This window comes from Stenotrophomonas sp. SbOxS2 (genome assembly GCF_013416715.1).
Taxonomy (GTDB): Bacteria; Pseudomonadota; Gammaproteobacteria; order Xanthomonadales; family Xanthomonadaceae; genus Stenotrophomonas; species Stenotrophomonas lactitubi.
Genome location: NZ_JAAVXD010000005.1, coordinates 503,178 through 527,065, shown reverse-complemented (window position 1 = coordinate 527,065; position 23,888 = coordinate 503,178). Strand labels below are relative to the sequence as shown.

Sequence of the window (23,888 nt, the reverse complement as noted above, 5' to 3'; positions counted from 1 at the left end):
GTGCGCGCCAGCCGCGCGATGAAAGAATGAAAAGCGAAGCCCGCGCTGCGCGCGTGAGTCGAGCGTGGCTCGACTCTACAAAGGCTGCGAGCAGCCATGGGTCTACGCTGCGGCTGTCGGGTCCGCCTTGTAGCGAGTCGAGCACCGCAGGTCCGGCGAGGGCAACGAGGCGCGGGTGTCTGAGCGCAGCGAGTTCCGCGCCGCCCCTCGGCGGAGCGAGGAGCACAGGGTACCGGCGCGCGGCGCCGGCTCGCGGATGGCGGCGTGTTTCTTTGGTTACTTTCTTTGCACGAGCAAAGAAAGTGACAAGCCCACTCATCGCAGGGGAACGACGGTACCGACCAAGCCCCCGGCGCCGCCGAACTGCCGTCAGCGGAGTCTGTCCAACGCCTCGACCAGCTCATCCGCCAGCGGCGCACTCAGCACATACGGGCTCTTGCCGTCGTCCAGCGCGAACTCCAGCGACGCGGCATGCAGGAACAGGCGCTTCAGCCCGATCTGCTCACGAAGCCGCTTGTTGACTGCAGGATCGCCGTATTTGTCGTCTCCGGCTACAGGATGCCCCAGATGCTGGGCATGCACACGGATCTGGTGGGTGCGGCCGGTTTCGATGCGCACCTCGCAGTAGGAATGGCCACCCTTGCGTTCCAGCACCCGGAAATGGCTGATGGATTCCTTGCCGATCGCATTGACCTGCACATGGCGCTCGCCGCCCTGGCGCAGGCCTACGTGCAACGGCGCATCGACCGTCATCACACCGTCCGGCATGCGCCCGGCAAGCAGGGTCAGGTAACGCTTGCGGATGCCCGCGCCGTGGTCTTCACGCAGCAGCGCCTGCAGCTCGCTCAGTGCCGAACGCTTCTTGGCCACGATCAGCAGGCCCGAGGTGTCACGGTCCAGCCGGTGGACCAGCTCCAGGGTCTGCCCAGGGCGCAGGGCGCGCAGGGTCTCGATGGCGCCGAAGCTGATGCCGCTGCCGCCATGGCTGGCGACGCCGGTCGGCTTGTTCAGCGCCAGCAGACGGGCGTCTTCGAAGACGATGGCCTGCTCCAGCCGACGCATGAACGCCTCGGGTGGACCCGCCTTGTCTCCCTCTTCAGTGAGACGAACCGGCGGTATCCGCACTTCGTCGCCGGCCTCCAGCTTGCGCTCGGCCTTGGCGCGGCCGCCATTGACGCGCACCTGGCCGCTGCGGACCAGCTTGTAGACCAGGCTGCGCGGGGCACCCTTGAGCTGGCCGAGCAGGAAATTGTCCAGGCGCTGGCCGGCGCGGTCGGCCGGAACGGTGATCATGCGCACGGAAGGCTTGTCGCCGGCCGGCTTGGTGGGGTCTTGTGCAGTCATCAGCCTGTTTATTCTGTTACACTCGGGGGGCGAGATAAGGGATTGATTTCGTTGGAAGTTACTCAGGGCCAGAAGCCCCGCTTCCGACGAATCCGGCACAGTGCGCGACCACCGCCCGCGGGGCGGCCATGTTAGCGGCTCACCGGCGTTCCCGGCCATCGCCGATTGCCTGACACGCAGTCGCGCTGAACATGTCCCGTGCGGCGCTCCAGCCTGGCTGACAGCTGCCTCCGGCCCTGCAACACCCAAAACCAGAAAATTGAAGCGCTCCCGCGGCCTGCCGTGGTGTCGTAGCGCTGGAAACCCAAGCCGCCCTCCCCGCGCTTGCGCGAATGGGCGGCGAGCCGTGTCCAGAGGCGAAACTCCATGGCGTTCCGCGCGGTAGCCGCTTGCGAGGAACGCAACAATGAAGCGAATGCTGATCAACGCCACACAGGCTGAAGAGCTGCGTGTTGCCATCGTGGATGGCCAGTCGTTGTATGACATCGACATCGAGCAGCCGTCCAAGGAACAGAAGAAGTCCAACATCTACAAGGGCCGGATCTTCCGCATCGAGCCCTCGCTGGAAGCGGCCTTCGTTGAATACGGTGGCGGTCGCCACGGCTTCCTGCCGCTGAAGGAAATCTCCCGCGATTACTTCCAGGCCGGTGTCGACCACAACAAGGCCGGCATCCGCGAGCTGCTGAGGGAAGGCCAGGAAATCGTCGTCCAGGTGGACAAGGAAGAACGTGGCAACAAGGGCGCTGCCCTGACCACGTTCATCTCCCTGGCCGGCCGCTACATGGTGCTGATGCCGAATTCGCCCAGCGCCGGCGGTGTTTCCCGTCGCATCGAGGGTGAAGACCGGGCCGCCCTGAAGGACGCCCTGGACAAGCTGAACATCCCCGACGAAATGGGCGTCATCATCCGTACCGCCGGCGTCGGCCGCGATGCGGAAGAGCTGCAGTGGGATCTGGACTACCTGCTGAACGTATGGCGCGCCATCGCCGAAGCCGCCCTGAGCAAGCCGGCCCCGTTCCTGATCTACCAGGAATCGCGCCTGATCGTGCGCGCCCTGCGTGACTACCTGCGCGCCGACATCGGCGAGATCCTGGTGGACACCGAGGAGATGTACGAGCACGCCAAGGAGTTCATGCAGCAGGTGATGCCGCAGACCCTGCGCAAGCTCAAGCATTACAAGGACGACATCCCGCTGTTCAACCGCTTCCAGATCGAATCGCAGATCGAAGGCGCCTACGAGCGCAACGTGCGCCTGCCGTCGGGTGGCTCGATCGTGGTCGACCAGACCGAAGCGCTGACGGCCGTCGACGTCAACTCCTCGCGCGCCACCAAGGGCAGCGACATCGAGGACACCGCGTTCCAGACCAACCTGGAAGCGGCCGAGGAAGTGGCCCGCCAGCTGCGCCTGCGCGATCTCGGCGGCCTGGTGGTGATCGACTTCATCGACATGGCGTCCAACAAGCACCAGCGCGAAGTCGAGAACCGCCTGGCGAATGCGCTCAAGTACGACCGTGCACGCGTGCAGGTCGGTCGCATCTCGCGCTTCGGCCTGCTGGAAATGAGCCGCCAGCGCCTGCGCCCGAGCCTGGGCGAGTCCAGCCAGATCGTCTGCCCGCGTTGCGACGGCCATGGCCGCATGCGCAGCGTCGAGTCGCTGTCGCTGTCGATCATCCGCGTTGCTGAAGAGCATGCGATGAAGGAGAACACCGGGCAGGTGCTGGTACAGGCCCCGGTGGAGATCGCCAATTACCTGCTGAACGAGAAGCGCGGCGCGCTGGGCGAAATCGAGAAGCGCCACGAGGCGCCGATCGTGATCGTTGCCGACGAGCAGCTGCACACCCCGCATTACACCGTCACCCGTCTGCGCGACAACGAACTGGGCGAGGAAAGCGGCAAGCCAAGCTACCAGCGCGGTACCCCACGCAAGCTGCCGGTACATGCGCTGACCAAGGGCCAGCTGAACATCCCGCCGCCGATGGTGACCCAGGTCAAGCACAACTCCCCCGCCCCGGTGCGGGACGAAGTGGAACCGACCGCAGCGCCGGCACCCGCGCCGGTGGCCGCAGTGGCTCCGGCTGCTGCCGCCAGTGGCGGTGTGGTTGGTTGGCTGAAGCGCATCTTTGGCGGCGAGCCGGCACCGGCGCCCGCACCGGCCCCGGTCGCACGTCAGCCGCAGCAGGATGGCGGCCGTCGTGACCGCAACAAGGATCGCAACAAGGACCGCAAGGACCGTCGCGAGGACAGCCGTGGCAACGGCGGCAATGGCAATGCGCAGCAGCAGAAGGACGGCGGCAACCGCAAGGACCGCGGTGAGCAGCGCAAGGATGGCCGCAACGGCGGCAACCAGGCCAATGGCAATGGCAATGGCCAGCAGCAGCCGCAGCAGCAGGGCAAGCCGAAGGATGCCCAGCAGCAGCCGCAGCAGAACAAACCGCGTAACGAACAGGGCCAGGGTCAGGGCCAGCAGCAGCCGAAGCTGAAGCAGCCGAAGCAGCCGCGCCCGCAGGACGGTGACAAGCCGGCCGAGAAGCCGCAGCGTGCCGCTGCCGAAGCCCCGGCTGATGTCGTGACCGCAGCAGCTGCCGTGGCTGCCACCACTGCGGTTGCCGCCACGGTCGTGGCGCAGGAAGAGAAGGTACTGGCACCCGCCGTTGCCACTGAAAACGCGGTCGACACTGTCGCGGCCGTGGATACCACCGCCGCTGCGACCGACGCCGAGGTCGTGGTTGCGACCGGGGCTGTCGAAGACGCAACGACCGATGCAGCAGGCGATCAGACCGGCGAAGGCGCAACGCGCCGCCGCCGTGGTCGTCGCGGTGGTCGTCGTCGTCGTCGTGGTGGTGCCGAGAACGCCGCAGGCGGTGACGTGCTGGGTGATGACATGGACGACGGCGATGATGCCGAGGGCGAAGACAACGACGGCGATTCCGTCGAACACAACGCCCAGGCTTCGGTGAACACCCCGGTTGCCGCCGTGCAGCCGTCGCGTTCGCAGCCGGAATTCGATTTCGATGACGAAGTCGAGCCGGCCGCCGCTGATGCCGGCAAGCCGGCACGTGCACCGGTTGCGGTAGCCGCCGCAGTTGCTCCGGTCGCTGCCGTCAGCAGCGCCGTGGTCGAAGCAGCCGTTCCGGTGGCAGCCACGGTGCAGACCCCGGCCCCGGTGGAAGCCGTCGCCAAGGTCGAACCGACCCCGTCGCCGGTGCAGACCAGCATGCTGGATGCCATCGATGCGGCGACGCCCGTGCAGCCCGCACCTGAAGCGGCTCCGGTGATCGAGGCGAAGCCGCCGGTGGTCGAGACCGCTGTCGCGATCGAAGCCGCCCCGGTCGCTGAACCGACCGCGGTGGTCGAAGCCGCTCCGGTGGCCGAGCCGAAGCCGGTGGTAGCCGACCTCGCGCCGGTGGTGGAAGCTGCTCCGGCAGTCGAATCGAAGGCCGCGGTTGAAGTCGCCCCGGTCGTCGAGCTGCCGGCTACCCCGGTGGCTGTCGAAGCCGCACCGGTGGAAACCGCCGCACCGGTCGCCGATCCGGTCGTACCGGCGGCGGTCGACCCGATCGCTGATGGCCATGCCGACGCTGCCGCACAGGCCGCCGACGCGCAGGCCTTGGAAGAAGACGAGGACGCTGGCAAGCGCACGCCGCCTGCCGCCTGATCCATCGTTGATCGGCAACAACGAAACGGCGGGGATCGATGATCCCCGCCGTTTTTTTGTGCGTCTGCCGCCCAGCGCCCCCTGCCATCAATAGGGCGCGCCCTGGTAGAGGCCAACCTTGGTTGGCGCCGTGGGTTTCATGCATGCGGGAGCGCCTGTGCCAACCAAGGTTGGCCTCTACCAGAGCGTGCGTCAGTTTGCCGGCGCGAACTGCAGCCGGGTCCACACCCCGTAGTGATCAGAGGCCCAACGGCCACCGTCATCGGGCTGGTCGAACAGGATCTTCGCTTCGCGCGCGACCATCTGGTCCTGTTGGAAGAAGATGTGGTCGATCCGCGACGGCGCCTGGTAGTAGTGACGGTTGAGCGTACTGACACCGGCCAGGTCGGTGTTGACGTGCACGCTGCCGTAGCTGTCGCCGTAGTGGCTGCGCAGCTCGCTCAGATCGCCGGCATCGACCAGTGCATTGAAGTCGCCGGCAATCACCACCGGCGCACCCGCAGCGCTGCCGGCAATGAAACGCAGCAGGTCCTCGACCTGGCTGCGGCGGATGCGCTGGCCGGCGTCGTCACTGCGCTCGTTGAGGTGGGTGGCATAGACATTGACCGGCTTGCCGTCCACGTCGATGCGCAGATGGACCACGGTGCGGTAGTCATCCAGCGGCAGCAGCAGGTGCTCGCCACGGGCCAGGATCGGGCGCCGGGTCAGCAGCGCATTGCCGTAGCGCTTGGGCGCTCCCACCGGATCGGTGGACACGAATACGTAGCGGTAACCGAGCTGGCTGGCCAGCCACTGCGCCTGGTTGCGCACGTTGCGCTTCTGGATCACTTCCTGCAACGCGATGGCATCGGGCTGCAGGCGCTTGAGCTCGGCCACGATCGTGCGACGACGGCTGGGCCAGTCCTCGCGGTCATGGTGCAGGTTGAACGTCACCATGCTCATGCCGGGCTCGCTGACGGCCGCCGCGTTCGCCGCGGCGACCGGCTCAGCGGCTGCGGCCAGCCCCGGCAGGGCCAGCGCGATCGCCAGCCCCAGCACGCAGAGACGGCGGCCGATCCCGATCGGTTGACGCATGGTTACTGCCCTTTGCGTTCGGCGCGGCGCACTGCGCTGGGCACCTCGATCTCGACCCGTGCCGGCAACTGGTGCACATGCAGCTCGTTGTTGATCCATTCCACCGTCTCGCCATTGACCGTCGCCTGGCCGGGTTCGCCTGCATACGGCCATGGCAGCACCACGCCGCCGGCGGGTGGTACCAGCCCGGGTTGCACGTCCAGCACCAGCTGCTTGTCGCTGCGCTGCAGGCGATAGTTGAGCTGCCCCTGCGGCGTGCGCAGGCCCTGCACGGCGATGCCTTCGCCCTGCAGCCACGCCACCGGGATACCGGCGGCGAGTACCAGTGCCTCATCCGCATCGCGGTTGTAGGCGAACATGTCCAGCGCCGAACGGACGAAGTCCGAGGCCACCCAGGCATGCGGCAGGTCACCCACGAAGAACGGCTTGCGCGGCGTACGCGAGACCACCTCGGCCCACTGGTTCCAGGCCTGCGGCGCGCGATCCTTGAAGAAGAACTCGGTGGCCTGCCAGGCACGATCACGCCAGCCCAGGCGCACGAACGCGGCGACGTTGCGCCATTCGTACGGCGTGTAGTCCTTCCATTCGCGCTTGCCATCGCGGCGCGCGACGAATTCATTCCAGTAGCGCTGGAAGGTTGCGTCCAGCGCCTCCTGCGGCAACCGCCCCTGCTCGCCGCCCGGTGCCAACGCAATCGTGGTGGAGGTGGCGTCGAAGTCACCCAGCTCGGCCGAACCCGGCAGGTAGTCGATGCGCTGCTGCTGCATGGCCGCCAGCAGCGAGGCCTGCAGGTCATCACGGAACTGATCGCGCGATTCGCTGATCTGCATCGCCTCGACCTTGCCCAGCTGCGCCGCCAGCTGCGCGGCGTCCTTGTAACCACGCAGCGCCCAGAAGTTGTCCCAGTACGAATGCATCGGCTTGGCCGAATAGCCCTCGTGGCTGATCGAGGCCGGCATCATCCCGTAGAAGGCAGGATTGCGCGCACGGTTCTCCTCGGTGCGCTCGCTGCCGCGCAGTTGTTCCATGTAGCTGTAGGCGCCCAGCACGTGCGGCCACATCTGCTCGAGGAAGGCGGTGTCGCCGGTGTAACGGCCGTATTCGGCGATGTTGTAGATCAGCTCGCCATGGCTGTCGTTCTCCGGCACCGGATCGCTGCCACGCGCATCGACACAGCACGGCACCTTGCCATTCTCAAACTGATAGGGCGCGTACCACGTCACGTAGTCACGCACGGCATCGCTGCGGCCCATCCGCAGCAGGCCTTCGGAGATCATCGCGCCATCGCGGATCCAGCTGCGCGCGTACGAGCGCGTACCCGGCTGCAGGCGCGGGCCGACCCGCGAGATCAGCATGTGCGCCACCGCGGTGCGCAGGGTTTCCACCAGCGGTTGGCCGGCAGCCGGCACCTGCAGGGTCACAGCACCCAGCTTGTCGCGCCACATTGCCGCAACCTGCTGCTGTGCCTTGGCCACGTCCAGCGCCTGCGGCGCCCAGCTGCCGGTCTGCGGCAGCACGATCGCCACCTCGCGGCTCTGCCCGGGTTCGAGCTTGATCGTGTACAGCAGTGCGCCGGACGCCATGCCGGTCGGATCCTTCACGGCGGTGGTGGCGGGCAGCTTGCCGCTGGCCAGGTGCATCGCATCCAGCTTGCCGTCGAAACTGCTGGCAAAGCGCGCATCCGGCACCTGCAGGGGATACAGCCGCGGTTCGCCATTGATGCGCACCAGCTGCTCGCCCACGTCCACGCTGTCGATGCGGCTGAAGCCGCCCACCGTGTTGAGGAACTGGGTGGGCGGATTGACCTGCCACGGGCGGATCGCCAGTGCCAGGGTGTATTCGTGCGCGACCTTGTCCGGGTTGCTCAAGCGGTAACGCCCGATCAGCTGCGCGCGTTCGGGCGTGCCCTGCACGAAGCTGGTCACCGACAGGCCGGCCTTCTCGTGCACCCAGTCGACCGTGGCGATCGGCAGGTAGCGATCCTGCAGCGACTGGGTGATGGCAACGTCGGCCCAATCCAGCAGCTTGCCGTCGAGGCGGATGAACGGCTCGATGCTGAAGCTGCCCTTGGCCGGCTCCAGTGCGCCGTCCTCACTGATCAATGCCTGTTCCTGGCCACCGTCCAGGCCCAACAGGGTCCAGTACGGCTGCTCGCCGACGTAGGCGCGCGGCAATGTGCCACGCGGCAGGTCGGCCGCCACCGAGGACAGGAAGGCATTGGGAGTCGCGGCGAACGCCAGCGGCTTCAGGGTGATGTCACGGATGCCGTAGCGCCAGTTCGGTCCGCCCTGCAGGTCGAAACGGACGTAGCGTGCATCGGTGTCGGGCAGTGCCAGCCAGTCACGGCCGCCGGCACCGGCGGTCACTTCGCGCACGGTACGCCAGTCACGACCGTCCTCGGAGGTACGCACGGTATAGCGGTTCGCTTCCAGGTCCGGCAGCCAGTCGATCACCGCACCGCCGATCTCGCGGCTCTTGTGCAGGTCCAGGCTGATGGTCTGCTGCTTGACCCCGCCACTGATCCAGAAGGTATCGGACTTGCCGTCGATCATCCGGTCCTGCAGCGCGGTTGCGGTATCGGCGATCACCGAGGGCCGCAGCGCCGAATCATCCTGCGCGGGCAGGCCCTGCAGGGTCAGCTTGTCGAAGCACACCGTGCCACGGCCGCCGACCTTGCTGTAGATCGTGAATTCCATCGACGCGCTGCGCGCCATGTCCTTCTCTGGCGATGGCCCCCAGGCCTTGTCGATCTGCCGCCGGCGGTACTCCACCGGCGTCCACGCTTTGGGGAAGGCGTAGCCGGGGCGGTTGACCCACCACACGTTGTCGCCGCTGGCGTCGATCAGCTTGAACTGCAGGTCGTTGGCCGGCGAATCACCGCGCAGCTGGAAACCGAAACGGTAGTTGGCCGGGTACTCGATGTTCAGCGGGCGACGGATGCCGACGTAGCCGGAGACCTCATGGAAGTCGTAATCCAGGCACAGCGCGCGGCCACCGCCGGCGCCACTGACCGGCCGCAGCGAGCCGCTGACCTGGTCGGACAACACCAGCTTCCATGCGCTGATGTCGTCGAAATCATCCAGCACCTTCGGCGCGGGCAGCGCCGGTGGTGCGGCGATCGCCAGGGAAGACCACAACAGGCCCAGTCCAACGGCGATCGCACGCTTCATCCCTTCACGCTCCCCAGCAACAATCCTTGGATGTAGTACCGCTGCAGCACCAGGAACAGCGCCAGCACCGGAACCACGGTGACCACCGCGCCGGCCATCATCATTTCCACGTCCATGATGTGTTCGCGCGAGAGGGTGGCCAGCGCCACCGGCAAAGTGTAGTGCTCCTGGTCGGTCAACACGATCAGTGGCCACATGAAATCGTTCCATGCGCCCATGAAGGTGAAGATCGCCAGCGTCACCAGCACCGGCTTCAGCATCGGCAGCACGATCTGGAAGAAGATCCGCAGCTCCCCCGCCCCGTCGATGCGCGCCGCTTCCAGCAGCTCATCGGGAATCGAGCGGGCGTACTGGCGCACCAGGAAGATGCCGAACACGCTGGCCAGCGCCGGCACGATCACGCCGCCGAAACTGTTGACCAGGCCCAGCTGCTTCATCAGCAGGAACAGCGGCAGCATCGCCACCTGCGCCGGGATCACCAGCGCCGCCATCAGCACCTGGAACAGGCGCTCACGACCGACGAAGTTGAGCTTGGCGAAGGCGTAGCCGGCCATCGTGTTGAGCAGCAGCGAACCGAGGGTGATCGCCAGCGACACCAGCAGGCTGTTGGCGAAGTTGCCGCCCATGCCGGTGCGCGCAAACAGCTCCGTGTAGTTGTGCGTGGTGATGCTGGACGGCAGCAGCGGCGGCGGGAAGTGGGTGGCCTCGCCCTGCGGCATGAACGAGACCGACAGCATCCACAGCAATGGTGCCAGGCTGACCAGGGCCAGCACCAGCAGCGCGCCGTTGATCATCCACGGGTGCCAGCGTGACTGGCCGATTTCACGACTCATACCAACTGCCTCTTGCGGCCAAAGCGCAGCATCACGGTGGTCACCGCCAGGATGATCAGGAACAGCAGGAACGCCACAGCCGAGGCGCGTCCCAGGTTCCACCACTTGAAGCCTTCCTCGAACATGAAATACAGCACGCTGACGGTGCTCTGCAGTGGGTCGCCGCGGGTCATCACATAGGGTTCGGCGAACAGCTGGAAGTAACCGGAAACGGTGATCACCCCGACCACCAGCAGCACCGGGCCGAGCATCGGCAGGGTGATGTGCAGGAACTGCTTCCAGCGCGAGGCGCCGTCGATGCGCGCGGCCTCGTACAGGTCATGCGGGATCGCCTGCAGGCCGGCCAGGAAGATCACCATGTTGTAGCCGAAGTTCTTCCAGACCGCGAACAGCATGATGGTCGGCATCGCCCAGTTGGGATCGCCCAGCCAGTCGATCGGACTGATGCCCAGGTGGCCGAGGCCGTAATTCACCAGACCGTAGCTGGTGTGGAACAGATAGCGCCAGATCACTGCCACTGCCACCAGCGTGGTCACCACCGGCGCGAACAGCGCGGTGCGGAACAGCGCCTTGAAGCGCGCCGCGGGGGCATTGAGCAGCATCGCCGCGCCCAACGATACGCCGATCGACAACGGCACGCCGATCACCACGAAATACGTGGTGTTCCACAGCGACTTCCAGAACATCGGCGTCTGCAGCAGGTCGATGTAGTTGCCGAGACCCACGAAGCGCAGGTTGCTGCTGTCGGCCAGCGCGTACAGGTCGAAGTCGGTCACGCTCAGCGCCAGCGCCGAGGCTACCGGCAGGCCGAAGAACACACCAAGCACGATCAGCGAGGGGCCGGCGAAGATCCAGCCAGCAAGGGAAGAACGTTTCATTGCGGGCTCCCGGCCGCGACTGCACTGGTCGAACCCGAGGGGGGTGCGCTGCGCTGCAGGCGTTGTTGTTCATGCATCCAGCGACGCTTGGCCAGCACCTTGTCCACGCGCTGGTCCAGTTCGGCCACGGCCTTGTCCTGCGGCAGGCCACCGCGCACCACCTGTTCGGTGACGATGCGCATTTCCTGCACGATACGCTCCCATTCGAGCACCTTCGGGGTCGGCTTGACCCGCTCCAGCTGGTCGCGGAACGCGGCGGCAAGCGGATCGTTGGCCAGCGACGGCGCGTTCCAGGTGCTGCGGCGCGGCGGCAGGTCGCCGATGATGGCGTGGAAGCGCGCCTGGATTGCCGGCCGCGACAGGAACTCGATCAGCTTCCAGGAGGCTTCCTTCTGCTGCGACTTGCGGAAGATCACCAGGCTGGTGCCACCGGCGATGCCCGCGCCCGGACCCTCCGGGCCCGGCAGCGCGGCGGTGCCCCACTGCCCTTCCAGTTCCTTCGGCTGCAGCTTCTTGAACTCGCGGATGTTCCACGGGCCGGAGATGTAGAACACGTTGAAGCCGCGGAAAAATTCATCCCAGACGTTGGAGATCTGCGTCTCGGACATCTTCGGCGCCCAGCCCTGCTCGAACATGTTGGCGTAGAAACCGAGCGTGCGACGGAAGCCGGGGCTGGAGAAATTGCCGCGGGTGTCATCGTCGCGCAGCAGCGGATCGGGCTGCTGCAGCGCCAGCGACAGCTGCTGCTCGAACTCGTTGATCGGCATCAGCACGGCATAACGGTTCGGGCCCTGCATGCGCTTGATCGCGGCCATCTGCTCGTTCCATTCCGCCCAGGTGCGCGGCGGGTGGTCGAAGCCAGCCTTGGCCAACAGATCCTTGCGGTAGTAGATCAGGCGGGTATCGACGTACCACGGCACGCCGACCAGCTCGTCGTGGATCACGTTGGTATCCCAGATGCCCTGGAAATAGTCCTTCGGATCGACCACAGTCGAGCGCTGCACGAACGGCTGCAACGGCGTCAGTGCGTTGAGTTCGGCGAATTCGGGCACCCAGGTGTTGCCGAGCTGGCATACGTCGGGCAGACCATCGGCAGCGAACGCGGTCAGCAGCTTCTCGTGCGCGGCCGTCCACGGGATGTTCTGCACATCGACCTTGATGCCGGGGTTCTCCGCTTCGAATTCGTGGATCAGCTCGCTGACCACTTCGGCCTCGCGGCCCATCGCCCAGAAGCGCACGGTGGTGGTGCCCTGCTCGGGGCGGGCACAGGCGGCCATGACCAGCGCGGCCAGTGCAGGCAATGCCCAGCGTCGCAGGCGGTGTTTCCAGTCGTGCACCTTGTTACTTCCCCTGGCCGGTGTTGCGGTTGGCATTGTTTTTCTGTTCCTGCGCGGCGGCCGCACGTGATTCAGCGATACCGACCGCACGTGCCGCTGCGGCCTTCTCATCCTTCTGCAGCTCCAGCGGCTGGAAGGAACCTTCCGGCGCCAGCCAGCCACCACTGAAGCCCGCCCGTTCCAGGCCCTTGCGGATGTACGGGTTCTTCTTCATCACATCCCAGACGAAGTCATTGCGGTAGTTGGCGATCATGGTCAGGATCGGGCCCTGGTCGATGGCGATGTAGTCGCTGGCGACCCAGCCGCGATCAGGCACCACGCGCCCGGTCTTGATCGGGATGTCGTAGTTGAAACTGGGATTGAACGAATCCAGGAAGCCATAGCTGGAGTAGATGTAGTCGCCGTAGCGCTTGTGCATCTCCAGCGTCGCCGGGATCACTTCCTCGGGCGCGAACACGACCGAGGAGATCGCGGCGGTTGGCGCGATCGTGCCGTCATCGAAATTCTCGCGCAGGCCTGCGCCGCGCGAAGAGTAATGGCGGAACTGGCGCTGCTCGCCGCGGTATTCCTGGGTGGTGTTCTGCGGACCATCACTGGCGGTCAGGCCCCACACGTTCTCGCCGTACTCCTTCCAGTTCATCGGATTGGCGATGGCGTACTCGCGCTGGGCCAGCGCGGCCGAACGGCTGTTGAGGAAGTAGGTGCTGCCACGCTCGCGCATGTAGGCATCCTGGATGTCGCGGAAATCGATCCAGACGTGGCTGTACTGGTGGCCGAACAGCGGGCCGAAGGACAGGTATTCCTGGCCCTGGTAGACGCCCCAGTCGTTGTCGTAGGTGCGCGTCCACACCGTCCACGCATCCGGGCTGACCGGATGGCTGGGCGAACCCAGGGCAAGGATGTAGACCATCATCGCCTCGTTGTAGCCCATCCAGTCATGGTCGATGAAGCCGTTCTCGGGGAACCAGCCCATCGAGATCAGCGGCGCACGCTGCTGCAGCCACGGCCAGTCGACCTGCTTGTACAGGGTGTCGGCGATCTGCCGGATTTCCTTCTCGCGCGGATCGTCGCCATCGTAGTACGACTGCGCGAACAGCACGCCCATCATCAGCAACGCGGTGTCCACCGAGGACAGTTCCACCCAGCTGTCGTAGCGGCGCCCTTCCTGCATGTCCAGGAAGTGGTAGTAGAAACCCTTGTAGCCGGCCTTGCCGGTGCGCTGCGGGCCCATCGGCACGTCGCGGAAGAACTTCAGGGTGGTCAGGGTGCGGTCGATCGCCTGGTTGCGGCTGACCCAGCCGTTCTCGATGCCGATCGGATAGGCGGTCAGGGCGAAGCCGACCGAAGCGATGCTGGCAAACGGCCGCGACGGATAGCGGTCCGGGGTGAGGCCGTTGATCTCGTTGGTGGTATCCCAGAAGAACTGGAAGGTGCGGCGCTCGAGGTCATCGAACAGCGGCGGCAGCTCAGGCTTCATCGGCCGAGGCGGTGCGTCGGCCTCGATCAGGATCACCGGCGGGCGCGGCTTGGCAGGCTCCTGCTGGGCCGGTTTGCAGGCGGCGATGGCCAGGGTCATCGCAGCGGCGGTCATCAGGTGGCGTGCCTGCATGGCGCGGTTCCTCCGGTGGGCTGATCGATGAAAGAGCATAACGTCCAATGACCTGAAATCGTTTACAAAGTGCGGTCTTAAAAAACCACGGAAACGTGGTCGATGACACCGCGGTCATTGCCCACGCCATTGCCCCCTGTCTGGCAATGGCGTGGGCAATGGACCGGCCCGGAGGCCGGCCATTGCCGTTGAAACCGGAGCCATCAGCGAACCGAGGGCTCCGTGGTGCTGCACCAGGCGTTCCGCTTAGAAGCGGAAGCCCACTTCGGCCTTGACCTGGCGCGGAGTACCGATGACGTCGCCGGTCTCGTTGTAGCTCACCAGCAGCGTGCCGTCCTGCTTCACGTAGTTCAGGTTCGAGAAGTTGTCGAAGTTGAGCACGTTGATGATGTCGATACGGGCATACAGCTCGGTATCGCCGGCCAGCTTGAAGGTCTTGGTCGCCTGCAGGTCCAGCGAGCGGTAGCCGAAGATCTTGCCGCCGAGCAGGAAGTGGCCATTGCCCGACGGGGTGCCGGCAGCCGGGGTCGGCATGCAGTTCGAATTGCCGGCCTGGGCGATGCAGGACCAGTCGTTGCCCGGGGTCGGCGTAGCCAGGGTCAGCTTGCCGCCAAAGGTGATGCCCCAGAAGCCGTCATACGAACCGGTGACCACCAGGCGATGACGCGGCGCGCCATTGGACTTGATGGTCGGGTACTCGCCGATGGTGCCGCGATCGAACGAGTAGTGCTCGTTGATGTTGCGGTTGTGGCGCGCATTGGTCCAGGTGTAGGCGATCGAGGTGCCCCAGCCGCTTTCCTTGGTGTACGGCTTCTGCGCCGACAGCAAAATCTGGGTGGAACGGGTCTTGATGCCCTGCTGGCCGATGATCAGGCTGCCGAAGCCCGGGATGTTGCAGTTCCACGGCTGGCCATAGGTCGGCTCCTTGGCGCCACACAGCATCTGGTTGTCAAAGAAATTGCCGTTGTTGAAGCGGTTGCCCAGGGTGAAGGCGAAGCCGTCATAGGTCAGCGTGCGCGAGATCGTGGCATCGGTCAGCCACTCGCCGAACTGGTTGCTCATGCCCAGGCTGAACTGGTCAGCGTAGGGCACCTTCATGTTGTTGTTCAGCAGATCGACTTCCATGCCTTCGTTGCTGGTGGAACCCAGCAGCGCCTGCACGTTCTCGATGCCGTTCAGCAGGTTCGGGTTCCAGTCGAAACACGGGGTCTGGCCATACATGCAGTTGCCGGTGGCCGGGTTGCGGAAGAACACGGTCGGCTGCGGCAGTGCCAGCTTGGTGGTTTCCAGTGCCAGGTTGTCGAACAGATCGCGATCATAGGAACGGCCGGCGCCACCGTGGAACACGTGCTGCTCGTCGGCGTTGACGTCATACGAGAAGCCCAGGCGCGGCTGCCATGCATTCTTGAAGTTCTTGCGGTTGCGACCGGTGCTGATGTAGTCGTTGACGTCCAGACCGCTGCGCGCGAGGGTTTCGGCGTAGGTCTGGGAGACGCCTGCCGGCGCGTTCGGATCCTGCGAGAACAGTGCTTTCACAACCTCCGGCGGGGTCACGAAATCGGTGTAGATCGGATTCTTCTCGTAATCCCAGCGCAGGCCGATGTTCAGCTGCAGGTGGTCGTTGACCTGCCAGTCATCCTGGATGAACAGACCGATCTGCTTGACCTTGGCGCGCACTTCAGACTGCACGCCGGTGACGCCGGTGCTGGCCTTGGTGAACTGTGCCTGGTAAGGGATGTTCGACGGGAACGCCGGGTTGTCGATGGTGTAGGAGAACTGCGGATTGATCTGCGCCGCGTCGGAGGCGTACAGATCGATCTGCTTGTACTTGGCACCCATCTTGATGGTGTGGTCACCGGCCCACTGCAGACCATCGAGGGTCAGGTTGTCCTCGATCGCCCAGCCCTTCTGGCCCTTCACCTGCGAGGCGAAGGCATCTGCCGCGCCGACCTGGACGAGGGTCTTCTCCTGCGGACGGTTGGCGTCGGTGTCACCAAAATCCGGTGCGGTGTAGATGATGCCGTTGCCGTAGTTCAACGGCAGCGGGTTATTGAAGGCCTCCTCGTGGGTCACCATCAACTCGTTGTAGAAACGCTCACCGCTGTGGTTCCAGCGCAGGGCGTAACGACGGTCGGTGTTGTCCACGACCTTGCCGTGCACCTTGGCGGTCTGGCCACTGAACTGCTGCTGGGTTTCGTCGCGGTCCTGGAAGGTCAGTTCGATGCGATCGTTGTCGGTCGGCTCGAAATCGATCTTGGCGAAGATCAGGTCCTGCTGGAACGGCTGGCTGGCCGGGCCAAGGCCGGCGGCGCCGTCAGCCGGCAGGTTGGCGGCCGAGGGGGTCACTGCGCCGTCCGGCGCGATGGTCACCGGCAGGTCGAAGCGCTTGGCTTCATAGGTGACGAAGAAGTGGGCCTTGTCCTGGATGATCGGGCCGCCCAGGGCGAAACCGTATTCCTTCTCGGCCGACTCTTCCTTGCTCTTGCCCGGCTGGCGCTCGGCCGGAGTCATCGCACGCATGCTGTCGTTGGTGTAACGGTAGAAGGTTTCACCCTTGAACTCGTTGGTGCCGGACTTGGTCGCTGCAGTGATCGCGGCACTGGAAACCTGGCCGTACTCGGCCTTGTAGTTGCCGGTGATGACCTTGTACTCGCCGATGGCCAGCTGCGGGAACGGATTGCCGGCGCTGCCGGACTGGCCGGAGATACCACCGCCCTTGACGTAGCTCTTCTGGCCCACGCCGTCGATATAGACGTTGGTGCCGTCGGAGTTGGTGGCACCGCCGCGCAGCGAGGTGTTGCCCTTGGCATCGCGGGTGAAGATCATGCCCGGCACGGCGTCGGCAAACTCCAGGAAGTTGCGCGACACCTGCGGGGTGGTCTGGATCTGCTGCAGGCTGACGGTCTTGCCGACTTCGGAGGTGCGCACTTCCTGCAGCAGGGTCGGCGCGACGACGTTGACGGTGTCCAGGTTGGTGGCGGCGGTCGTGCCGGTACCACCAGCAGCCGCCTCGCTGAAGTTCAGCGTCGCGGTCGAAGCGACGGTAACGGTGATCTTCTGGGTCTGGCCGTTGGCAACGACATTGTAGGTGCCCGGGTCCAGGCCCATCAGCGAATAGCTGCCGTCGGCGCGCACGGTGCCGCGACGCACGGTACCGGTGGCGATGTTGGTGGCGGTGACTTCGGCGCCGGCCTGCGCGCCGGACACTTGGCCACGCAGGCTGGCGTTGGCCGACTGCGCTATGACGTTCGGGGCGGCGGCCAGCATCAGGCAGCTGACCAGGGCGGTGCTCAGCAGCCGGCGCGCCGGCGTGCGGATCGTGGAATGCATCATCAACTCAATCTCCGGGTGGCGGTGACCGCTTGCGCGGCACCTGCGATCAATCAAAAAAGAAGGAACGCCTCTGGCTTCAATGGCCGGATGGCGGAGTGGTGGAATCGCGAACAATCAGGCGCGGGACCAGGGTCTGCTTGTCCCCTGTCCCATCCGTGGAGGTGCCGTCCATCAACTGCAGCAAGCGCGACATCGCCCGATCGCCCAGTTCGGCGATGCTGACCTGCATGGTGGTCAGCGACGGGTGGACGAAACGCGCAAGCGGAATGTCATCGAAACCGGCCAGGGCGACATCGGAGGGCACATGGACACCTGCCTGCGCGAAGGCATACAGGCAACCCAGGGCCATCATGTCGTTGGCGGCGAATACGGCATCGGGCAGCGTGCCGGCTGCCAGCAACTCCTGACCGGCGCGATGGCCGGAAGCTTCGTCGAAATCACCGGGCAACTCGATCCCCTCGGCGCCACCGCCAAAAGCCGCCAGCGCATCACGGAAGCCGCGCAGGCGCTCACGCGCGTCGAAGTTGAGGTCCGGGCCAGAAATGAATGCAATGCGCCGATGGCCGGCGTCGAGCAGGTGGCGGGTCATCGCCATCGCCCCGGCGTGGTCATCGATGCTCAACACCGGATGGTCCTGCCCAGGCAGGTAGGTGTTGATGAGTACCGTCGGCAATGCCTGCGGCAGGTTGTCGGTCAGGAACCCCGGGCTCTCGGCATAGGGTGAGAGCACCAGCAGACCGTCGACCCGGCCGCGCATGGCACGCAGGGCTGCGCCCTGCTGCTCCTGGTCGCCGTGATAGCTCGACACCAGCAGGTGCTGGCGCCGGCTGCGGGCGACGTTGTCGATGCCACGCATCAGTTCGGAGAAGAATTCGCCGTACAGGTCTGGAAGCACCACGCCCACCGTATTGGTGCGGCGGCTGCTCAGGCTGCGGGCGGCGGCGTGCGGGGTGTAACGCAGCCGTGCGGCCACCTCCAGCACAAGCTGGCGGACCGGTTCGGCGACATTTTCATGCCCGTTGAGCGCGCGCGAAACGGTGGCCACAGAGACCTTGGCTTCACGGGCGACGTCTTTGATTGTTATGGCTGCTTTGTTCACGAAGCCGCCCTCCACGGCTTGGATCTACCAGCAATGGCGCGGAATGTAAGCGTTTCCATCTGCGCTTGTAAACAGTCCGTTAGGCGAATGTCCCTAAACGGACACAGAAATCTGTCCTTGGCAGGCCCCTCGACGGACCTGCCAGGACAGCTCGGGACAGGGTTTCAGCCCTGCTCTGACGGGGTGTGTGCGCGTATGGACAACGCGTGGATGTCGGTTTCCATCAGGGTGCCCAGCGCCGCGTAGACCGCGCGATGACGGGCCAGCGGAGCCATTCCCGCGAAGCGCTCGCTGACCACGTGCACGTTGAAATGGCCACGACCATCGCGCGCTCCGGCGTGGCCTGCATGGCGATGGCTGTCGTCTTCGATCTCAAGCACGCTGGGGGCCAGCGCTTGCTGCAGCGCATCACGAATCTGCTCGATCCGTTTCGCGTTCACGGCAGCACCTTGCGGAACGGACGCACCTGCACCCGCACGTAGACGCCTGCGGCGACGTAGGGGTCGGCATCGGCCCAGGCCTGGGCCTGCGGCAGCGAGTCGAAGCTGGCAATCACCACCGAGCCACTGAACCCTGCCGGGCCCGGGTCTTCGCTGTCGATCGCCGGACACGGCCCCGCCAGAAGCAGGCGGCCTTCATCGCGCAGTGCGGTCAACCGCGCCAGGTGCTCGGGCCGCGCCTGCAGCCGCTGGGCCAGTACATCCTGGCCGTCGTAACCTTCAATCACATACCACACCGGCATTTCCTCGCTCGCGTTGCTGGTGAAGCGATTCTAGCCAATCCCGCCCCCTGCCCGGCCTCGGCTGGACACTGGCGCGGCAAAGGCTTACCCTAGCAACCATTGCACGTGGCTGGATGCAGCAGCCCGTCGGTTTTTGCGGCCAACGCAGCCCCCGACGACCGACCCGCTGCTTCGAACCGGTCCACACGACCGGGCCCCGTAGACGACCTCCCGTAGTCCTGTCGCTGCCGTGTCCTGCGGAGCGTCCTGTTGTTTGATGTGTGGAACCGCGCCGAGACAGGCGCGCCTGGTGTCCTGGCGGTCCGTGGCAGTTGCCCGGTATGCCAGCTGCCGCGACTGGTCCGTTGCAATCCTGATCTCCATTAGATGACTTCCGAACTCGCGCTCGACGCGAACACGCCAACCCGGCCGCCCGCCCCCCAGCAGCAGGAAATGCCGCTGGCCGTGGTGCATGGGCAACCGGTCCTGCAGATTCCGCAGGACCTGTACATCCCGCCGGATGCGCTGGAAGTCATCCTGGACGCCTTTGAAGGACCGCTGGACCTGCTGCTGTATTTGATCCGCCGGCAGAACCTGGACGTGCTGGACATCCCCGTGGCCGAGATCACCCGGCAGTACGTGGAATACATCACCGTGATGCGCGAGCTGCGCTTCGAGCTTGCCGCCGAGTACCTGGTGATGGCGGCGATCCTGGCGGAAGTGAAGTCGCGCATGCTGCTGCCCCGCCCCCCCAGCGTGGAGGGCGAGGAAGCCGATCCGCGTGCGGAGCTGGTGCGACGGCTGCAGGAGTACGAACGCTTCAAGCAGGCCGCCGAGGATATCGACGCCCTGCCCCGGCAGGACCGTGACACCAGTGTGGCGCATGCCTTCATGCCCGAGCGCGCCGCAGTGAAGCTGCCGCCGCCGGTGGACCTGAAGGAAATGCTGATGGCGCTGCACGACGTGCTCAAGCGCGCCGAGCTGTTCACCGGCCACGCGATCAAGCGCGAGGCGCTGAGTGTCCGGCAGCGCATGGGCGAAGTGCTGGGACGGCTTGAAGACGGCAGGTTCTACCGTTTTGAAAACCTGTTCACCGCCGAAGAAGGCAAGCTGGGCGTGCTGGTCACGTTCCTGGCCGTGCTGGAACTGGCCAAGGAGCAGCTGCTGGACCTCGTGCAGGAAGAACCGCTGGCGCCGATCTATGTGAAGTCCCTGGCCGCCGGCAACACCAATGCCCCGCTGCAGTTCAGCAGCGAATTCGACGACAACGACGCCGCCAATGAAAACGAGTGAGCGCTGACTGCCGATGGATCAAACGCTGATCAACCGCATTGTCGAAGGTGCGCTGCTGGCCTCCAGCCAGCCGCTCACCCTGGCCCAGCTGAAGGACCTGTTCCCGGAAGATGAGCCGGCGCCACCGGGCAGCATCGAACGTGCGCTGGAACGGCTGCGCGAGAGCTGCCAGGACCGTGGCGTGGAACTGGTGGAGGTGGCCTCCGGCTTCCGCTACCAGGTGACCGCCGAAGTACATGGCTGGATCAGCCGGCTGTGGACCGAACGCAAGACCCGCTATACCCGCGCCACCCTGGAAACGCTTGCACTGATCGCCTACCGGCAACCGATCACCCGTGGCGAGATCGAGCAGGTGCGCGGCGTGGCGGTCAGCAGTAACATCATCCAGGCGCTGGAAGAGCGCGAGTGGATCCGCGTGGTCGGCCACCGCGACGTACCCGGCAAGCCGGCCCTGTTCGGCACCACCAAGGGCTTCCTGGACTACTTCGGGCTGAAACGCCTGGACGAACTGCCGCCCCTTTCCGAGCTGAAGGACCTGGGCGACCTGGAACCGCAGCTGGCGCTGGATCGCGACGCCCCCCTCGCCGCCAGTGCCGACGGCCCGGACGTGAGCGCCGACCCGGATACCGCTGCAAATGACGACGCCGGCATCACCGCTGGCGACACCCCTGATTCTGCCGACGCACGTCCTGCGGCGGCCGACGATGAGCAAGCACCTTCGCCCTCCGATGATGGGCACCCCGATTCCGCGCCGGGCGAGCGCGCGGTGACAGTGAACGAACGCGAAGACAACGCCGTCGCGAAGACGACCGTGGCTGTTGACCAAGCCGATTCCGAACCAGAGGCCGACCTCGAAACCGTCGGCCGGAGCAAAACTGATGAGTGACACCCCCCGCAAGCCCTCGTTGAACAAGCTTTCGCTCAAGCGCGAAGCCACGTCCGAACAGTTCAAGCTGGAAGAACGCCTGCACAAGGTCCTGGCCCAGGCCGGCCTCGGCTCGCGTCGTGCGCTGGAACAGCGCATCGCTGAAGGCCTGGTCAAGGTCAACGGTGAAGTCGCGCAGACCGGCATGTCGGTCAAGAGCGGCGACAAGATCGAGCTCGACGGTCGCGGTTTCGTCGCCACCGCGCTGGCCGAACCCTCGCGCGTGCTGGTCTACAACAAGCCGGAAGGCGAAGTGACCACCCGCGAAGACCCGGAAGGCCGCCCGACCGTGTTCGAATCCCTGCCGGCGCTGAAGGGTGCCCGCTGGATCGCCGTCGGCCGCCTGGACATCAACACCACCGGCCTGCTGCTGGCGACCACCGACGGTGAGCTGGCCAACGCCATGATGCACCCCTCGTTCGAGGTCGAGCGCGAGTACGTGGTGCGCGTGCGTGCCCCGGAAGGCGAGGACAAGGTGCCTGACGCCGTCGTCGACCGCCTCACCCGTGGTGTCGCGCTGGAAGATGGCCCGGCCAAGTTCGATGAGATCGAACGCATCGGCGGCACCGATTCGCACGACTGGTTCCGCGTCGTGGTGAAGGAAGGCCGCAACCGCGAAGTGCGCCGCCTGTGGGAATCGCAGGGCTGCCAGGTCAGCCGCCTCAAGCGCACCCGCTACGGCAAGGTCAGCCTGCCGCGCGAACTGGCCCGCGGCCAGTCCGTCGAATTGCCGGGCAGCCAGGTCGAAGCGCTGCGCGCCGAACTGAAGCTGGAAGAAGGCGCGCCGTCGGCCCTGACCCTGCAGCCGGTGATCGGCCAGCGTCGTGCCGCCAAGACCACCGTGCGCGTGCGCGAAGGTGGCCGCGGCAACGCCTACGTCAACGGGCACAACACCGCTGATGAAGGTCGCGAACTGCGTCGCTTCGACAACGTCCGCGAAGACCGCGGCCGCGGTCGCGGCGGCAAGAGTGGCGGCGGTTTCAAGGGCGGCCTGACGGTCAGCGGTGAAGCCGCAGCCAAGCAGGCGCAGCGCCCGTTCAAACAGCGCGCGCCGAAGAACGACCGCTCGCTGCCGGAAGGCAACCCGGCCGCATTCCGTACCTGGTACGTGCCTGATGGCGTCAGCACCGGCCCGAGCGGCCACCGCAATGCCGGTCCGGGCGCACGTGGCCCCGGCGCGCGTGGTCCGGGCGCAGGTGCAGGTGCAGGCGGCCAGGGCCGTCCGTACGGCAAGCCGAAGGGTCCGGGCGCCGGCGCCGGTGGCGGTCAGGGTCGCGGCGGCTACGGCGGTGAAGGTCGTGGTGGCTACGGTGGAGAAGGTCGTGGTGGCGCCGGCGGCCAGGGTCGTCCGGCCGGTGCGGGCAACCGCTCGCAGGGCCAGGGCAACAAGCATCCGTACGGCCATCCGGGCAATGCCCCCAGCTTCCCGTCCGACCACGCCAATCCCGGCTTCAGTCCGTACGGCACCTCGCGTCCGGCCGGCAACGGTCGTCCGGGCGGCAATGCGAATGCACGTCCGGGTGGTAACCGTGGTCCGGGTGGTCCGGGCGGCAATCGCGGTCCGGGTGGCCCCGGTGGCAATCGTGGTCCCGGCGGCCCGGGTGGCAACCGCGGCCCGGGTGGCCCCGGCGGCAACCGTGGCCCGGGTGGCCCGCGTCGCAGCGGCCCGCGCGGCGGCTGATCGGCCGCACTGCTGACACATGAAAAACCCCGGCTCCGGCCGGGGTTTTTCTTTAAACAGGGGACGGAGGGGATCAAGTCGTTTTTGCCAGACTGTGTGTCGAACGGGCGAAAGCGACTTAATCCCCTCCGTCCCCTTTCGCGTGGCGCTGGAAGGCGGCGGGTGTGGTGCCAGCCATGCTGCGGAAGAAGGCAATGAACGGGCTCTCTGCCGAGAAGCCGGTGTCCTGCGCGACGTGTGCGACGCGATGGCCAAGCAGCAGCAGTTCCATCGCCCGCATCAGGCGCCATTGCTGGCGCCAGGCTTGGTAGCCCATGCCGGTGTCGCGCTGCATCAGCCGGCCCACGGTGCGCACGCTCAAGCCCGTGCGTGCGGCCAGCTCCCCCAGTTCGGGCGGCAGGTGTTCGGCCAGCGGCAGGCAACGTGCGATGCGTGGATCGTGCGGCAATGGCAGGTCCATCGGCGCTACCGGTGCGGTGGCGATCTCCAGCAAGCACAGCGCGAGCTGGTGGTGCGCACGTGGCGCCTGCCAGTCGTGATCGAACGGTGCCTGCGCGATCGGCTCCAGCAGCGCCTGCAGCAAGGGCCCCACCCCGATGATTGCCGGCTGCTGCGGCAGCTGTGCCGACAGCGTGGTATCGAAGTACAGCGAGCGGTAGTCCACCGCCTGACGCATCTGCGCGCGATGGCGCAGGCCGCCAGGGATCCAGGCCGCGCGCGACGGCGGCAGCAGACTGATGCGGTCACCAAAAGTCAGCCGCGTGCAGCCCTGCCGCGTGTACAGCAGCTGCGCACGTGCGTGCTGATGCCAGCCCGAATCGTGATCGGCCAGCGACGAGGCAATGCCCAGCACCGGCGCGTCCCAGGCATCGGCATCGAAGTGCGCATCCGGCTGCAGCCAGGCCATGTCCGATTTCCTACACTTTCTGTCAGGAC

Annotated in this window: 16 protein-coding genes; 4 read left to right on the top strand and 12 right to left on the bottom strand. The window is 65.9% G+C overall.

The window, feature by feature from the left end:
• Window positions 1–369 precede the first annotated feature (369 nt).
• On the bottom strand, window positions 370–1,344 hold the full coding sequence (locus HFK18_RS11975; protein ID WP_180166414.1) for an RluA family pseudouridine synthase: 975 nt from the start codon (window positions 1,342–1,344) through the stop codon (window positions 370–372).
• A gap of 406 nt (window positions 1,345–1,750) precedes the next feature.
• Here HFK18_RS11975 and HFK18_RS11970 point away from each other — a divergent pair, with 406 nt between their 5' ends.
• Window positions 1,751–4,999: an Rne/Rng family ribonuclease gene (locus HFK18_RS11970; RefSeq protein WP_180166413.1), complete on the top strand. Its 3,249-nt coding sequence runs from the start codon at window positions 1,751–1,753 to the stop codon at window positions 4,997–4,999.
• Window positions 5,000–5,191: 192 nt separating this feature from the next.
• Here HFK18_RS11970 and HFK18_RS11965 read toward each other — a convergent pair whose 3' ends face one another.
• The 10 genes from HFK18_RS11965 to HFK18_RS11920 form a co-directional block, all read right to left on the bottom strand.
• On the bottom strand, window positions 5,192–6,073 hold the full coding sequence (locus tag HFK18_RS11965; RefSeq protein WP_180166412.1) for an endonuclease/exonuclease/phosphatase family protein: 882 nt from the start codon (window positions 6,071–6,073) through the stop codon (window positions 5,192–5,194).
• Between the two features lie 2 nt (window positions 6,074–6,075).
• On the bottom strand, window positions 6,076–9,243 hold the full coding sequence (locus HFK18_RS11960; RefSeq protein WP_180166411.1) for a discoidin domain-containing protein: 3,168 nt from the start codon (window positions 9,241–9,243) through the stop codon (window positions 6,076–6,078).
• Window positions 9,240–10,076: a carbohydrate ABC transporter permease gene (locus HFK18_RS11955; RefSeq protein WP_089236185.1), complete on the bottom strand. Its 837-nt coding sequence runs from the start codon at window positions 10,074–10,076 to the stop codon at window positions 9,240–9,242. The genes HFK18_RS11960 and HFK18_RS11955 overlap by 4 nt, the downstream gene beginning before the upstream one ends.
• On the bottom strand, window positions 10,073–10,954 hold the full coding sequence (locus HFK18_RS11950; protein ID WP_089236186.1) for a sugar ABC transporter permease: 882 nt from the start codon (window positions 10,952–10,954) through the stop codon (window positions 10,073–10,075). The genes HFK18_RS11955 and HFK18_RS11950 overlap by 4 nt, the downstream gene beginning before the upstream one ends.
• Window positions 10,951–12,291 carry a sugar ABC transporter substrate-binding protein gene (locus HFK18_RS11945; protein WP_180166657.1) on the bottom strand — a complete coding sequence of 447 codons (1,341 nt, stop codon included), beginning with the start codon at window positions 12,289–12,291 and terminating at the stop codon, window positions 10,951–10,953. The genes HFK18_RS11950 and HFK18_RS11945 overlap by 4 nt, the downstream gene beginning before the upstream one ends.
• Window positions 12,292–12,295: 4 nt before the next feature.
• Window positions 12,296–13,900 (bottom strand): glucoamylase family protein, encoded by a 1,605-nt coding sequence (locus tag HFK18_RS11940; RefSeq protein ID WP_089236188.1) that lies wholly within the window; start codon window positions 13,898–13,900, stop codon window positions 12,296–12,298.
• Window positions 13,901–14,146: 246 nt separating this feature from the next.
• Window positions 14,147–17,233, bottom strand: coding sequence for a TonB-dependent receptor (locus tag HFK18_RS11935; protein WP_180166410.1), 3,087 nt, complete (start codon window positions 17,231–17,233; stop codon window positions 14,147–14,149).
• Window positions 17,234–17,309: 76 nt separating this feature from the next.
• Window positions 17,310–18,332, bottom strand: coding sequence for a LacI family DNA-binding transcriptional regulator (locus tag HFK18_RS11930; RefSeq protein ID WP_089238008.1), 1,023 nt, complete (start codon window positions 18,330–18,332; stop codon window positions 17,310–17,312).
• Window positions 18,333–18,496: 164 nt separating this feature from the next.
• Window positions 18,497–18,772 carry a BolA family protein gene (locus HFK18_RS11925; RefSeq protein ID WP_100460571.1) on the bottom strand — a complete coding sequence of 92 codons (276 nt, stop codon included), beginning with the start codon at window positions 18,770–18,772 and terminating at the stop codon, window positions 18,497–18,499.
• Window positions 18,769–19,068, bottom strand: a complete 300-nt coding sequence (locus HFK18_RS11920; protein ID WP_089238010.1) for a YciI family protein — start codon at window positions 19,066–19,068, stop codon at window positions 18,769–18,771. Before HFK18_RS11920 ends, HFK18_RS11925 begins: the two co-directional genes overlap by 4 nt.
• A gap of 372 nt (window positions 19,069–19,440) precedes the next feature.
• On the opposite strand from HFK18_RS11920, the gene HFK18_RS11915 reads away from it, so the two are divergent.
• From HFK18_RS11915 to HFK18_RS11905, 3 genes are read left to right on the top strand one after another with little or no spacing between them, the layout of a single operon-like run.
• Window positions 19,441–20,346, top strand: a complete 906-nt coding sequence (locus HFK18_RS11915; protein ID WP_089236191.1) for a ScpA family protein — start codon at window positions 19,441–19,443, stop codon at window positions 20,344–20,346.
• A gap of 13 nt (window positions 20,347–20,359) precedes the next feature.
• Window positions 20,360–21,232, top strand: coding sequence for an SMC-Scp complex subunit ScpB (gene scpB / locus HFK18_RS11910; protein WP_089236192.1), 873 nt, complete (start codon window positions 20,360–20,362; stop codon window positions 21,230–21,232).
• The gene (locus tag HFK18_RS11905; protein ID WP_180166409.1) at window positions 21,225–22,952 is read left to right on the top strand and encodes a pseudouridine synthase; all 1,728 of its coding nucleotides are present in this window, start codon (window positions 21,225–21,227) and stop codon (window positions 22,950–22,952) included. The genes scpB and HFK18_RS11905 overlap by 8 nt, the downstream gene beginning before the upstream one ends.
• A 118-nt stretch (window positions 22,953–23,070) precedes the next feature.
• Here HFK18_RS11905 and HFK18_RS11900 read toward each other — a convergent pair whose 3' ends face one another.
• Entirely contained in the window at window positions 23,071–23,859 is a 789-nt protein-coding gene (locus HFK18_RS11900; RefSeq protein WP_180166408.1) for a helix-turn-helix transcriptional regulator, read from the bottom strand.
• Between the last annotated feature and the right edge of the window lie 29 nt (window positions 23,860–23,888).

Coding starts and splice junctions, on each gene's coding strand:
- HFK18_RS11975 (WP_180166414.1), bottom strand. CDS start 1,344: ATGACTGCACAAGACCCCACCAAGCCGGCCGGCGACAAGCCTTCCGTG.
- HFK18_RS11970 (WP_180166413.1), top strand. CDS start 1,751: ATGAAGCGAATGCTGATCAACGCCACACAGGCTGAAGAGCTGCGTGTT.
- HFK18_RS11965 (WP_180166412.1), bottom strand. CDS start 6,073: ATGCGTCAACCGATCGGGATCGGCCGCCGTCTCTGCGTGCTGGGGCTG.
- HFK18_RS11960 (WP_180166411.1), bottom strand. CDS start 9,243: ATGAAGCGTGCGATCGCCGTTGGACTGGGCCTGTTGTGGTCTTCCCTG.
- HFK18_RS11955 (WP_089236185.1), bottom strand. CDS start 10,076: ATGAGTCGTGAAATCGGCCAGTCACGCTGGCACCCGTGGATGATCAAC.
- HFK18_RS11950 (WP_089236186.1), bottom strand. CDS start 10,954: ATGAAACGTTCTTCCCTTGCTGGCTGGATCTTCGCCGGCCCCTCGCTG.
- HFK18_RS11940 (WP_089236188.1), bottom strand. CDS start 13,900: ATGCAGGCACGCCACCTGATGACCGCCGCTGCGATGACCCTGGCCATC.
- HFK18_RS11935 (WP_180166410.1), bottom strand. CDS start 17,233: ATGATGCATTCCACGATCCGCACGCCGGCGCGCCGGCTGCTGAGCACC.
- HFK18_RS11915 (WP_089236191.1), top strand. CDS start 19,441: ATGACTTCCGAACTCGCGCTCGACGCGAACACGCCAACCCGGCCGCCC.
- scpB (WP_089236192.1), top strand. CDS start 20,360: ATGGATCAAACGCTGATCAACCGCATTGTCGAAGGTGCGCTGCTGGCC.
- HFK18_RS11905 (WP_180166409.1), top strand. CDS start 21,225: ATGAGTGACACCCCCCGCAAGCCCTCGTTGAACAAGCTTTCGCTCAAG.
- HFK18_RS11900 (WP_180166408.1), bottom strand. CDS start 23,859: ATGGCCTGGCTGCAGCCGGATGCGCACTTCGATGCCGATGCCTGGGAC.